A 13,751-nucleotide genomic window follows, 5' to 3' on the forward strand; every position below is an offset into this window, starting at 1 on the left:
GGTGCGCTATGACACATCCAGAAAACCTCCAATTGCTTGTAAATGAAGATAACCCAACAACTGCTGTAACCGTGGTAGAAGAAAAATTTAAACAGCTCGATTTACAAGGGATGGGTTTAAAGCCGGCTGATTTTCAGGAAGTCATGACTGCACATAAAGAGCTGGCAGAGATAAACCATAATGCAGTTGCAGAATATGGTAAAAATATTGCGACCAAAACATCTACCTATACTGATGAGCTCTTGAGTTTGGTACAAAATAAAGACCTTGATGCAACGGGTCAAAAGCTGAATCAAGTGGTGCAAGTAGCACAGCAACTTAATACCAGTAGTATTTTAAATAAATCAAAAAACTCAGGTTTTTTGGGTGGCTTATTAAATAAGTTTAAGGGTGCGAAGCAAAGTTTTGATCAGCACTTTAATACCACCAAAGAGCAAATTGACGCATTGGTTAAAGAAATTGAAAGTTCGCAGAACGGTTTGAAAGCGCGTGTAGATACCTTAGATCGCATGTTTAATAGCGTACAAGATGAATATAAGCAGTTGGGTGTCTATGTTGCGGCAGGTAAATTAAAGCAACAAGATATTCAGCAAGAAATTGCCAGCTTAACTGCGTTAGAGCAAGATCAGAACACTACGCAAAAAATTTATGATTTAAACCATTTGGCCAATAATTTGGAAAAACGCGTGAGTGATTTGCAAGTGTTGCAACAATCAGCCATGCAAACTTTACCGATGATTCGTATTATTCAGTCGAATAATTTGATGTTGGTTGATAAGTTTTATGCGATTAAAAACATTACTTTACCTGCATGGAAAAACCAAATTAGCCTAGCGATTTCTTTGCAAGAACAAAAGAATAGTGTGCAACTGGCTAATACGATTGATGATGCGACCAATGATCTATTAAAACGTAATGCAGACTTGCTACATCAAAATTCGGTAGATACCGCCAAAGCCAATCAGCGCTCAGTAATTGATATTGAAACCCTTGAACATGTACAAAATACCCTCATTAAAACAGTTAATGATGTAATTGTGATTCAAAAAGAAGGCATGCAAAAACGTGATGAAGCGACAATCCGTTTACGTGCTTTACAGGATAATTTGAATCATTTGGTGCTTGAAACTAGCTCAAATGGCTCGAAGAGTTCTTAAGAGCATTCTATAAATGGCATAAGGGTCATGCCATTTTACTGCTTAGGAAGGCAATATTGTCAGATACTTAGGAGAATATATGCCTCCCTTAGATGAATATGCAGTACGTCCGCAACAGATAGAAACGGGCTTAGTGACGCTGAAAAAACGACAACGAAATTTAATGCTTTTGGGTATAACTTCATCTGTCTTTTTTATTGCATCAGTGATAGGTCTATTTGTACAACAAGACTTTGTATATGGATTCTTTGGTTTAACAACGCAGGTTGAGCAACTGCATTTACCAAGTAGTATTGATGCCCAGCTAGCGAATTTTAGTCAGCAACCTGATTATTTTGTGAATCTATTGTCATGGTTTGGTTGGCTGTTTCTTAAGCTCTTTGTGGCTTTTATAGGGTCGTTTTTGGTGATCCATTTTCTTCGAAAAATTCGCTTTTTTTATGTCAGATTTCAATCTTTTGTGTTGAAATTTGTGGGTTGGCTTATTGCATTTATTGTGCTTTGGAGTGGGCTGACCTATGTGCAATACGATTTAAAATCAGAGCATTATGGTGAATACCAGCAACTGGTTCGTTATGATAAAAATATTCAAGAAAGTGAAATATCACATTATTTGAATGAGTCAAACGTCGCTTTGCCTGTCAAAAATTATCTATTGGCACAAACTGCCTTGTTGCATCAGCCAGCCGACCGCGCAACGGCTATTCCTTATGTACAAGCGCTGATAAAAGCAGAGCAACATGATCCACAATTTTTAAGTTATGGCTTTAAGCCAGAGCAATTGTGGAGTATGCAAAATCAATTGTTTGATAAAACTATCACACCTATGGCACAAAGTGTGAGTAAGCAAGTTGCACAGGCAAATGTGCTGAGTACTGTGGTGTATTGGGTTCTATGGGCTGCTGTTGTACTTTTTCTCACCATGAGTGCACTGTTATTTATTTTATCCTCACATTTAAAAAGCCGTATTCAACGGATTGGGCAACATTTAAGTTAAATTGTTCACGCTCAGTGGCTATGGTGTTGTCGATCTGAGCGTTTAGTGACAGACGGGGTATGTCTCCTTTTCCTTAAGTTGTTGAAAAAGATTTTTATTTTGTATTTAAATCTAATTTTTCGATCATTGTTATAAAAACAAACTGTTTTATCTATTTTTATATTTATCTTATTCTTATCCCATCAAATATACATTTACTCCTTTGGAGACGTTAGCAATGTTAGATCAAAATACTTCTGCACAATTAAAAACTCTTCTTGAACGCCTTGAAGGTCCAATTGAAATCGTTGCGACTTTAAATGGCTCTGACAAATCAGACAAAATCAAAGAATTGGTTGAAGAAGTTGCTGCATTATCAAACTTAGTGACTGCTCGTTTCGATGGCACAAACAAACGTGCGCCTAGCTTCGGTATTGCAAAAGCAGGTGAAGAGCCGCGTGTATTCTTTGCGGGCCTTCCTATGGGCCATGAATTCACATCACTGATCTTGGCATTGCTACAAACTTCTGGTTATGCACCAAAAGTATCTGACGAAGTTTTGGCAACAATTAAAGGCTTAGGCATTAAATCTGACTTTGATGTATTCGTATCTTTAAGCTGCCATAACTGCCCAGACGTGGTTCAAGCACTTAACTTGATCGCAATCTACAACCCAGGCACAACTGCAACCATGATTGATGGTGCATTCTTCCAAGACGAAGTTGAAGAACGCAAAATCATGGCAGTTCCAATGGTGTTCCAAGACAACAACCATATTGGTCAAGGCCGTATGACCTTGGAAGAAATCATTGCCAAATTAGACACTGATTCTGATGCGAAAGAAGCAGCGAAAATCAATGAAAAAGACGCATTTGATGTTCTTGTGATTGGCGGTGGCCCTGCAGGTAATACTTCTGCAATCTATGCTGCACGTAAAGGCATTAAAACAGGTATCGTTGCTGAGCGCATGGGCGGTCAGGTGATGGATACAATGGACATCGAAAACTTCACGTCTATTCAAAAGACCCAAGGTCCTAAGTTTGCAGCTGAAATGGAAGCGCACGTTCGTGAATACGGCGTAGATATCATGAATCTGCAACGTGTAGCTGACATCAAAGGTGCTGAACAAACGGCAAATGGTTTGGTTGAAGTGACTTTAGAAAACGGTGCAAAACTTGAATCGAAAACTGTCATCCTATCTACAGGTGCACGTTGGAGAGAAATGAATGTACCGGGTGAAGCTGAATACCGTACACGCGGTGTAGCGTACTGCCCACACTGTGATGGTCCATTGTTCAAAGGTAAACGTGTTGCAGTCATCGGTGGCGGTAACTCAGGTGTAGAAGCAGCCATTGACCTTGCAGGTATTGTTGAGCATGTAACACTTGTTGAGTTTGATACTAAGCTTCGTGCTGACCAAGTCCTTCAAGACAAGTTAAACAGCTTACCGAACACCACTGTAATTAAGAATGCTTTATCTACAGAAGTGGTTGGTGATGGCAAACAAGTGACTGCACTGAAATACAAAGACCGTGCAACTGATGTTGAACACACTGTTGAACTAGCAGGTATCTTCGTACAAATCGGTTTGTTGCCAAACACTGATTTCTTAAAAGAAACAGCCGTTGAACTTTCAAACCGCGGTGAGATTGTGATTAACGAACGCAACGAAACCAATGTGAAAGGTGTATTCGCTGCGGGTGACTGTACAACAGTGCCTTACAAACAAATCATCATTGCTACAGGTGAAGGCGCGAAAGCATCACTTTCAGCATTCGATTACATTATCCGTTCAGGTCAGTAATAAAAGAAAAGGCCAGTGTGTTCCCCATACACACTGACCTATTTTCTAAGCGTTATTGTGAATATTGTTGTTATCAATATTCTCGTTTTATAGGAACTTTGGATGCTAACACCGGAGTTCCTTTTTTTATCTGCAAGATAAGAATCAAAATGTCCCCACGCATTTTGATCCCGTTCTTTGCCCATCGTCTATTTTTGTTTTACAACCTTATTTTTATACTTTCCCCAAGGTTGTTCTTTTTAATTGCTAAGCTTATAAGCAATAAGTATTCCAAAGTGGCGTTTCATATTAAGACTTGAATAAATTCAATCCTTTAAATTTTTTTATTAACTGCTCTTGCGTTTCCACATGCTCGGGATGGGGCACGATGCACTCAATTGGACAGACATCAACACAGGTTTGAGTTTCATAAAAACCCACACATTCTGTGCAGCGGTCTGTATCAATTTTATAGACCTTCGCACCTTCATAAATCGCTTCATTCGGGCACTCGGGTAAACACATATCGCAGTTAATGCATTTGTCAGTAATGAGTAAGGCCATAGCGAACCCAATTAAGCCTGATAAGCCAAAGAGGATGCAGAAATATCTGCCGTCGAATTTGGTAAGTTACGAATGAGCAGGGCATAAGTCATATCGACATCGGCAGGCACAGGAATATCCACGATATGGCCTGAACCTTTCGCATCTTCAATGGAATTACCTTTTTTGTCTTTAATTTCAGTCAATGTGAACGTGATGTTGCCTTTAGTGGTCATTAGTTCCAATGAATCACCCACCACAAAACGGTTTTTCACATCAATTTTGATGTAGTCGCCATTGCGCTCTAAAACTTCACCGCAGAAAATTTGGTGGTCAAAACTTGATGAACCGTTTTCATAGTTTTGATATTCGCTATGCACATGGCGGCGTAAGAAACCTTCGGTATAACCACGGTTTGCTAAACCTTCGAGCTGAGTCATCAGTGATGGGTCAAAGTCTTTGCCTTGCAGCGCATCATCAATGGCTTTACGGTAAATTTGCGCAGTACGGGCACAGTAGAAATAAGACTTGGTACGACCTTCAATTTTCAGTGAATGAATGCCTATCTTGGTTAAACGGTCAACATGCTGAACGGCACGTAAGTCTTTAGAATTCATGAAATATGTGCCGTGTTCATCTTCTTCGGCAGCAAAAGCTTCTTCGTCATTACGTTGTAATAACACTGGTTCAGAAACTTGGTTTTGCGCTTGCATGTGCAGTTCATCTGCATCTTTTGAGCAGCAACCAGATTTTTTTGCTGTATCAATATTTTGTACAGGAATCACATCGCCATTGGCATCTTCAGCGGTTTCAGACACTTTGTATTCCCAACGGCAAGCATTGGTACATGCACCTTGGTTGGCATCGCGTTTGTTCATGTAGCCAGATAACATGCAGCGGCCTGAATAGGCCATGCAGAGTGCGCCATGAACAAAGACTTCAATTTCCATGCCCGGGACTTGCGTTTTAATTTCTTCGATTTCTTCAATCGACAGTTCGCGTGACAAAATCACACGGGTTAGACCCATTTTTTGCCAAAATTTAACCGTTGCCCAGTTTACGGCATTGGCTTGAACTGAAAGGTGAATGTCAATTTCAGGGAAGTTTTCGCGCACCATCATAATCAAACCAGGGTCTGACATGATCAGTGCATCAGGCTTCATTTCAATGATTGGTGTAAGGTCACGAATAAAATTTTTTAATTTTGAGTTATGCGGCTGGATGTTGACCACCACATAAAACTTTTTACCCAAAGCATGGGCTTCGTTAATGCCAATTTGTAAGTTGTCATGATCGAACTCGTTGTTACGAACACGTAAGCTATAACGTGGCTGACCTGCATAGACGGCATCTGCACCGTATGCGAAAGCATAGCGCATGTTTTTCAGTGAGCCGGCAGGTGATAAGAGTTCAGTTACAGTCGTGATGCTCATGACAAAAATTAAGGCATATAAAAAATATGGCTTTATTGTATGAATCTAAAAAAATGATTCAACCTAGTAAAAAGCTCGGAATTATAGATCCAAAACACTGTTATTTTCACCGAATAGCGAATAATATATATGCATATTCGAATATGCATATATATTATGGATCAACTGAATTTTTTTAAATGTTTGTCAGATCAAACGCGTCTCGACATATTGACTATTTTGCTGCTGCGCGGTGAAAGCTGTGTCTGTGATTTGATGACTGCCTTAGATTTAAGCCAGCCGAAAATATCCCGTCATTTGGCCTTATTACGCAGTGCCAAAATTTTGCAAGATCGCCGCCAAGGGCAGTGGATTTATTATCAAATTCATCCTGAATTAGAAACGTGGTGTGTCGATATTTTGAAACTAACGCTGCAGCATAATCCACGTGCAGAGCAATTTAAATGTACTGAAAATGCAGCGCCATGTTGTGACTAATATTAAGAGTAACACTATGAATTTTTTATTTTTATGTACAGGTAATAGCTGCCGCAGTATTTTATCGGAAGCGCTTTTTAATGCACGTGCACCGCAGGGCTTTAGTGCGTGCAGCGCAGGCAGTCAGCCTTCAGGTAAGGTGCATCCGCTGTCATTAAGAACCTTGCAAAGTTTGAATATTTCCACAGAAGGTTTGTGGAGCAAAAATATGCAAGATTGCGAACAGTTTAATCCTGAAATTGTGGTGACGGTATGCGGTTCTGCCGCAGAAGAGCCTTGTCCATTATATTTAGGCAATGCGATTAAAGTGCACTGGGGCTTAGAAGATCCTTCACATTTAGATTGCGAAGATGATGAAAAAATGCAGGCATTTATGCAGACAGTAGAGCATATTCAACGTCGTTTTGATGCCTTTTTTGCCTTGGATTTAAACCAATTAAGCAAAGAAGATTTAATTATTGAGCTGAATAAAATTGGTCGGATTGATTAATTAAATCGCAATTCTGCAAAAATAGAAGCCTGTTTTTTGTACATGGCTTTTCATTTTTGCGTCTTAGATTGATAAGTTGAAGATATGCAAACTGCAAAATTATCCTTTTTAGATCGTAATCTCACGCTGTGGATTTTTATTGCCATGGCACTGGGTATTTTGATCGGTTATTTATTTCCGCAGGCATCAACTGCTTTAGAAAGTATGAGCTTAGGCACGGTTAATTTACCGATTGCCATTGGTTTGATTCTGATGATGTATCCACCTTTGGCAAAGGTGGATTACGCCAATTTGCCGCAAGTGTTTCAGGATAAGCGAACGTTGGTGTTGTCACTGGTACAGAACTGGCTGATTGCACCGTGTTTGATGTTCGCCTTAGCGATTATTTTCTTACAGAATTATCCTGAATATATGACGGGGCTGATTTTAATTGGCTTGGCGCGCTGTATTGCGATGGTCTTGGTGTGGAATAACCTTGCTTGTGGTGATAATCAATATGTGGCTACCTTGGTGGCATTTAACAGTATTTTCCAAATCCTGTTTTTTAGTACATACGCATGGTTATTCTTAAGCTTCTTGCCGCCATATTTTGGTGTGGCAGGGCAAGTGATTGATGTCGGTTTTTGGACTATTACCAAAGCGGTGCTCATTTATTTGGGCATTCCATTTTTATTGGGCTATCTCAGCCGGACACTTTTGGTGAAACAAAAAGGACTAGATTGGTATCAAACGAAGTTTATTCCAAAAATTAGTCCGCTGAGTTTATTGGCACTGCTGTTTACCATCGTGGCGATGTTTAGTCTAAAAGGCGGTGAAGTGCTGAGTCTGCCAATGGATGTGCTGCGCATTGCCATTCCACTGACCATTTACTTTGTCGTAATGTTTTTCATTAGCTTCTTTATGAGCAAGTTGATGGGCAATGACTATGCCAAAACCACGGCGATTTCCTTTACTGCAGCAGGCAATAATTTTGAATTGGCGCTAGCAGTGGCGATTGCTACTTTTGGTTTGGCCTCACCTGTGGCATTTACCACCGTTATTGGGCCATTGGTTGAAGTACCTGTGCTGATTGCTTTGGTCAGTGTGTCTTTATGGCTACGTAAAAAATATTTCTCAAATGCAGGGGCAAATGCTGAATGAGTACTGATTTATCAAAGACTGATCTAGCGAATACAGATCTTCCAAACATTGAGATGGACTTGCTTGAGCAACCGACCTTTGCAAATGTGCAGGCGCAAGAACTTGCGCATCCACCACGGATTTTATTGCTGTATGGTTCAAACCGTGAACGTTCTTATAGTCGTTTAGCAGTGATTGAAGCGGGTCGTATTCTTGAACATTTTGGTGCTGAGGTGAAAATTTTTCATCCTAAAGGTTTGCCTTTACCTGAAGATGGCGATGCGACACATCCGAAAGTGCAAGAATTACATGAGCTATTGGCTTGGGCGGAAGGGATGGTGTGGTGCAGTCCTGAGCGTCATGGTGCGATGACTTCTATTTTAAAAGCGCAAATTGATTGGATTCCATTGGCTGCTGGGGCAATTCGCGCCACGCAAGGAAAAACCCTGGCCTTGATGCAAGTGTCTGGCGGTTCGCAATCTTTTAATGCGGTCAATCAAATGCGCATTTTAGGCCGTTGGATGCGTATGATCACCATTCCAAATCAATCTTCTGTGCCGAAAGCCTTTTTGGAGTTTGAGGAAGATGGCCGTATGAAAGCGTCGAGTTTGTATGACCGAATTGTCGATGTGATGGAAGAGTTGTATAAGTTCACGTTATTGACCCGTGGGCAGTCAAGTTATTTGACCAACCGCTATTCAGAACGTAAAGAGTCGGCAGCTGAATTGTCTAAACGTGTTAATCAAAAATCAATTTAATACATGATTTGATGCCGCTTATTCAGCTTCAAGCTGTTTTAAGATTTGGCAATGATCAATGGTGCTTTGTGCATTGCAAGATTGGCGGAGCTGCTGTAATTCCTGTTGGAATTTATGCAGTTCTGCCAATTTTTTTTCGACTTGTGCTAAATGCAGATCAATAATTTCATTCACCGCCTGACAGTTTTGCTGTGGTTGCTGTTCGAGTTCAATTAAAGTTTCAATTTCTTTTAAAGATAAATCAAGCGCACGGCAGCGCTGAATAAACAGCAGGCGTTTTAAGGCATCTTCAGAATAATAACGGTAATTATTGTCCGCCCGAAATGAGGGCTGAATCAGCTGTTTGCTTTCATAAAAACGAATGCTGTCGGTTGTTAATCCTGTTTTTTTACTCAGTTCACCAATTTTATAAGTTGCCATGCTTGACCTTAGAGTTACTCGAGGGTTTTTAATGACTATAACCTGATCAATACTGAAATGCATGGGAGTTTTGTATGGCTTGTACTTGCAGTCATGAACCAGCACCGCCAAAGCCAAATAGTAAATTTCGCACCGCGCTTTGGATCGCCTTATTCATTAACTTAGCGATGTTCTTGGTTGAGCTGATTGGTGGCGCTTATGCGCACTCTGCATCACTGTGGGCGGATTCTTTGGATTTCTTTGGTGATGCTGTCAACTATGGTGTGTCTTTGGCTGTATTGGGGGCGAGTCTATATTGGCGTGCGACAGTTGCACTGTTAAAAGGGCTGACGATGGCGGCCTTTGGCTTCGTGGTCATTGGTAAAGTCATTTACTCTTATATGCAAGGTATCCCGCCTGAAGCGATCACCATGGGCGCGATTGGTGTTTTAGCCTTGGTGGCCAACGTGATTTCTGCGGTGATCTTATATGCCTTCCGCGATGGCGATTCCAATATGAAGTCGGTTTGGCTATGTAGCCGTAATGATGCGATTGGCAATGTGGCCGTGATCTTGGCTGCAGTGGGGGTGTTTGGTACAGGCAGTTTATGGCCAGACATTATTGTGGCAGGAATTATGGCGGTATTAGGTTTAACGGGTGGTTATGCGGTGATTAAGCAAGCTTTGAAAGAGCGAAAAATAAAAGTAGAAGCACCAATGAACTGCTCTTAATTTACAATCTGCAACTTTTTTATCAATACAATTTGCTTTATAAGAGATGCGCTAGTCTTTAGTCCAAGGCTAGCTGTCTATGTCTAAAAAATGTAGAATATAGAAAATGAATATAATTATGTTATTGGGTAAAGGCTCAATAAATTAGAAAAAAGTACAGATTTATATGAAAATTGAAAGAAAATGGTCAGTGTACTAAAGAAAATATAATCAACATCTTTTATGATTTTATCTTTATCAGCTTTCTGTTTTTATTTAATTTTCAGTAAATATAATTTTTAAAATTACAATTAAGAATTTTTTATTATGCTAGGCAAAATACTTGCTGTATTAGAAAAATTAGGTTTATCCGCTCAAAAGCGTGCCATTCATGCGCAATTTTCCAATCCTGCTTTGAATGACGAGCTTTTTATTCAACGTATTGATGGGGAGCATGTCTTAAACCAAGGCCTGCAAGCGACCCTGATTTGCTTATCCACCAATGCATTGATTCCGCTGAAACAATTTATTGGTGTACAAGTTGCTGTTGATCAAGTGACAGATCGGGGCGAACTGTTTCGGACTACGGGTATCATCACCGAAGCCACTCAAGGCCAGAGTGACGGTTCACTCACCCTATATAAACTTACGTTAGAAGATGCAACGTCGTTGTGGCATAAACGTCGTAATAGCCGTGTGTTTATGAATAAATCAGTGCGTGATGTCAGTGAAACTATTTTTAAAGAATGGCAAAGCAAAAGTCCACTCTTTGCATCCAGTCTAATGCTTGATCTAAGTGGTTTAAGCCAAAACTATGATGTTCGGCCCTTCATCATGCAGTCGAATGAAAGCGATTATGACTTTTTAACCCGACTTTGGCGTAGTGAAGGCATTAATTGGCTCATTGATGAAGCACAGCTGAAAGTGCCACATTCCTCAGTACCAATTGAAAAACAAAAACTCCGCTTGATTGATGACAATAGTCAATATCAAGCGCTTAGCCGTCGCAGTATCCGCTTTCATCGTTCTAGTGCAACAGAGCAACAAGACAGCATCACTAGCTTTATCGGTGAGCGTAGCATTCAACCGACAGCAGTACATGTGCAACGTTGGCAAGCTGATGGCCTCAGCCAAGAAGAAGGTGCAGGTTCAGTCCAAAGCAAACATCAGCATAGCCAAAGCCAAGACAATGCCAGCTTAAGCCTAGAACAAGCATGGCATGTCAGCCCTGCATGGATGCAAGACTTAACAGGTGAAGATCAAGCCACAGCTTCATCCAACAGTCAGATTGAAAAACTGAATCAAAATCTAACGCGATATCACGAGCTACAATCGAAAAAATTCAATGCACAATCGACCGTGCGTGATACACAAGTGGGTTATTGGTTTGAACTGAATGAACACCCAGAAATCGATCAACACAGTGGTGCAGACAAAGAATTTTTAATCACAGAAAAGAAATTCTATAACCAAAATAACTTACCCAAAGATCTCACTGAACAAGTCAATCAGCTGATTGAACAAAGTCAGTGGAACATTAAACCCATCCATGAACAGGCAGAGCGTCAGGCCAATCAGCTCACATTGCAACGGCGTAATACTCCGACTGTTCCGGCATATAATCCGCTCGAACACCGTCCAAGCACTCATCCACAACGGGCTAAAGTCGTTGGACCAAGCGGTGAAGAAATACATGTTGATGAATGGGGAAGAATCAAAGTTCGCTTCTTATTTACCCGAAGTGATGACCATAGCCATGACGGCGGTGCAGGCAGTAATGACAATGACACGGACTCTGCATGGGTAGATGTACTCACACCGTGGGCAGGTGAAGGCTATGGCGCAAGATTCTTGCCGCGTATTAATGAAATTGTGGTCATCGACTTCTTTGACGGCAATATCGACCGACCATTTGTGGTGGGGCGCATACATGAAGCACAGCGCAGTCCAACCAAGTTTGACAATAAAGGTCAATTACCCGAGACCAAAAAGCTGGCTGGAATAAAAAGCAAGGAAGTACAAGGTGAAGGCTTTGGACAACTGCGCTTTGATGATACGACTGGACAGATATCTACACAATTACAAAGTACCCATGGCGCCACTCAGCTCAACTTAGGAAACCTCAGTCATCCCAAAGAAACTGCAGAAAGTGAAGGTCGAGGCGAAGGTTTTGAACTAAGAACAGACCAATGGGGCGCAGTACGAGCAGGACAAGGGCTACTTGTCAGCACACACTCACAACAACAAGCGACTGCAATGCACCTCGATGCACAAGCTGCAAAAGAACAAATCGAAGCCAACTTAAACAGCAGTAAAGCATTAAGTGAAGTGGCGAAAAATCAGCAAACAGACCCACTTGAAGTCTTGGATAATTTAAAGCACTTCCTTGGTCAAATCGAAAAAGGCAGTCAAGAAAAAGCCGATGCTTTTAAACAAGCCCTCATGATTTTATCTGCGCCCAACTCAATTGCGATGACGAGCAATGAAGATATACATGTTTCAGCAGATAGGCAGATCAGCCAAAGTGCTGGGGATAGTATTAATATCAGTAGTCAAAAATCCTTAATTGCCCATGCACAAAGCAAGATCAGTCTATTTGCGGCACAAGAAGGATTACGTGCGTATGCAGGCAAAGGCAAAGTTGAAATCCAAGCCCAAGGAGATGGGGCTGACTTGATTGCTCGTAAAGGTATTCAAATTATTTCGACTGAAGATAGCGTGGAAATTAAAGCCAGTAAGAAAATAGTGCTGACTGCAGGTGGCAGTCAAATTGAGATTAGTAGTGCAGGGGTGCTGCCAACAACGGCTGGAAAGTTTGAGGTGAAGGCAGGTCAGCATACGTTTATTCCTGGAGCACAGGTCAATATGCAATTGCCATTTTTTCCGCAAAATGTGTGTTGGGAGTGTTTAGCACGAAGAATGAATCAACGCGGTGCATTTGTGAATAAAGGAGATGGTTTATAAATGTCATATTATATTCACGATGATATTAAAAGAATTTTTTCCACGCAAAGTGATCATGTTGCAGAAGGATTATCTATATATGCCCTTGCTGATGCGGCTCAGGATAAGTTCTTTTTAAGCAAATGGATGCATTTGCCCCAGCGTAATTTGCTTACAGAAGCTGCAGGTGAAAAAGCTGCACAAATATCGCCACATTTAATACAGTTAAATAGTGAAATGACCAGTTTGGAATGGATACACATTCAAAAAAGAGTGATATCTACACCTAAAATGACATTGATTGTATCGCCTCTAAATTTTGAGGAAATGTATGCACATTTAAGGCAATTTACCAATGTGAGATTCGATGGCGGTTTAGAAATGTTTTTGGCATTTTGGGACCCTATCATCTTAGCGACCTTGCTTGGACATCAAGCTGATGAGACTTTGTATATCCAAGAACAAGTATTAGATAAGGAACAAAAGCAGATTTTACTAGGGCCAATACACACGTGGTGGTATTGGGATCGGCTAGGTCAATTACAACAGATAACAGGATTAAACCTCCAATCTTTTCAGCAAAGTTATGATTCACAAAATCCATTGTGTTTCTCTGTGGATCAGGAAGAGAAAATGGTCGAAGCGACATTTCCTGATCATTTAATTTATTACTTAAAATTGAATAATTATTTTTTGGTTGAAAACTTTACCGCTTGGGATTTGTATCAATACGTGATTTCTGCACTTAAACAAGCAAGATGTTTTCACTTGCAAGGAACACGAGATATTTTAAATTTCATTTGTTTAAAATTAGGTTATCAGGAACATTTTGAAATGGATCTACAGCTGCAGACAGTCCTGTTAAGGGTTAAAGAAAAGCAAATCACGATGGATCAAGCCATGGAGATGCTAGAGGATTCCTCGCCAGCTTTGTAATGCGGAAAAATATATTTTTAGATTTAA

13 protein-coding genes are annotated in these 13,751 nt (G+C 40.6%); 10 read left to right on the forward strand and 3 right to left on the reverse strand.

From position 1 onward, the window contains the following. Positions 1-8 precede the first annotated feature (8 nt). From C9E88_RS05975 to ahpF, 3 genes are all read left to right on the forward strand, one after another. Positions 9-1,157: a toxic anion resistance protein gene (locus tag C9E88_RS05975; protein ID WP_106986385.1), complete on the forward strand. Its 1,149-nt coding sequence runs from the start codon at positions 9-11 to the stop codon at positions 1,155-1,157. A 79-nt stretch (positions 1,158-1,236) separates the two neighbouring features. Then, positions 1,237-2,154: a hypothetical protein gene (locus tag C9E88_RS05980; protein ID WP_106986384.1), complete on the forward strand. Its 918-nt coding sequence runs from the start codon at positions 1,237-1,239 to the stop codon at positions 2,152-2,154. Between the two features lie 217 nt (positions 2,155-2,371). Beyond that, positions 2,372-3,937, forward strand: a complete 1,566-nt coding sequence (gene ahpF / locus C9E88_RS05985; protein ID WP_137287937.1) for an alkyl hydroperoxide reductase subunit F — start codon at positions 2,372-2,374, stop codon at positions 3,935-3,937. A gap of 288 nt (positions 3,938-4,225) precedes the next feature. On the opposite strand, the gene C9E88_RS05990 is transcribed toward ahpF, so the two are convergent. Both C9E88_RS05990 and trhP read right to left on the reverse strand, forming a co-directional pair. Continuing rightward, complete coding sequence (locus tag C9E88_RS05990) at positions 4,226-4,480, reverse strand: YfhL family 4Fe-4S dicluster ferredoxin (protein ID WP_106986747.1); 255 nt, start codon at positions 4,478-4,480, stop codon at positions 4,226-4,228. A gap of 11 nt (positions 4,481-4,491) precedes the next feature. Continuing rightward, entirely contained in the window at positions 4,492-5,892 is a 1,401-nt protein-coding gene (trhP, locus tag C9E88_RS05995; protein WP_106986746.1) for a prephenate-dependent tRNA uridine(34) hydroxylase TrhP, read from the reverse strand. A 156-nt stretch (positions 5,893-6,048) separates the two neighbouring features. On the opposite strand from trhP, the gene C9E88_RS06000 reads away from it, so the two are divergent. The 4 genes from C9E88_RS06000 (at position 6,049) to arsH (ending at position 8,736) form a co-directional block, all read left to right on the forward strand. Then, on the forward strand, positions 6,049-6,369 hold the full coding sequence (locus C9E88_RS06000; RefSeq protein ID WP_106986745.1) for an ArsR/SmtB family transcription factor: 321 nt from the start codon (positions 6,049-6,051) through the stop codon (positions 6,367-6,369). Positions 6,370-6,385: 16 nt separating this feature from the next. Continuing rightward, on the forward strand, positions 6,386-6,859 hold the full coding sequence (locus C9E88_RS06005; protein WP_106986744.1) for an arsenate reductase ArsC: 474 nt from the start codon (positions 6,386-6,388) through the stop codon (positions 6,857-6,859). A gap of 84 nt (positions 6,860-6,943) precedes the next feature. Then, the gene (gene arsB / locus C9E88_RS06010; RefSeq protein ID WP_106986743.1) at positions 6,944-7,999 is read left to right on the forward strand and encodes an ACR3 family arsenite efflux transporter; all 1,056 of its coding nucleotides are present in this window, start codon (positions 6,944-6,946) and stop codon (positions 7,997-7,999) included. Positions 8,000-8,052: 53 nt separating this feature from the next. Further along, positions 8,053-8,736: an arsenical resistance protein ArsH gene (gene arsH / locus C9E88_RS06015; RefSeq protein WP_171406285.1), complete on the forward strand. Its 684-nt coding sequence runs from the start codon at positions 8,053-8,055 to the stop codon at positions 8,734-8,736. 18 nt (positions 8,737-8,754) lie between these two features. Here arsH and C9E88_RS06020 read toward each other — a convergent pair whose 3' ends face one another. Further along, a complete protein-coding gene (locus C9E88_RS06020; RefSeq protein ID WP_106986741.1) occupies positions 8,755-9,156 on the reverse strand; it encodes a Cd(II)/Pb(II)-responsive transcriptional regulator in 402 nt (133 codons plus the stop codon). A gap of 74 nt (positions 9,157-9,230) precedes the next feature. Here C9E88_RS06020 and C9E88_RS06025 point away from each other — a divergent pair, with 74 nt between their 5' ends. The 3 genes from C9E88_RS06025 to C9E88_RS06035 all read left to right on the forward strand — a co-directional run bounded on the left by C9E88_RS06025 (position 9,231) and on the right by C9E88_RS06035 (position 13,724). Then, positions 9,231-9,866, forward strand: coding sequence for a cation efflux transmembrane domain-containing protein (locus tag C9E88_RS06025; RefSeq protein ID WP_106986740.1), 636 nt, complete (start codon positions 9,231-9,233; stop codon positions 9,864-9,866). A 306-nt stretch (positions 9,867-10,172) separates the two neighbouring features. After that, on the forward strand, positions 10,173-12,809 hold the full coding sequence (locus C9E88_RS06030) for a type VI secretion system Vgr family protein (RefSeq protein ID WP_137287939.1): 2,637 nt from the start codon (positions 10,173-10,175) through the stop codon (positions 12,807-12,809). Further along, positions 12,810-13,724, forward strand: coding sequence for a DUF4123 domain-containing protein (locus C9E88_RS06035; protein ID WP_106986455.1), 915 nt, complete (start codon positions 12,810-12,812; stop codon positions 13,722-13,724). Positions 13,725-13,751: the final 27 nt, after the last annotated feature.

Origin of the sequence: Acinetobacter cumulans (assembly GCF_003024525.3) — a bacterium.
Taxonomy (GTDB): Bacteria; Pseudomonadota; Gammaproteobacteria; order Pseudomonadales; family Moraxellaceae; genus Acinetobacter; species Acinetobacter cumulans.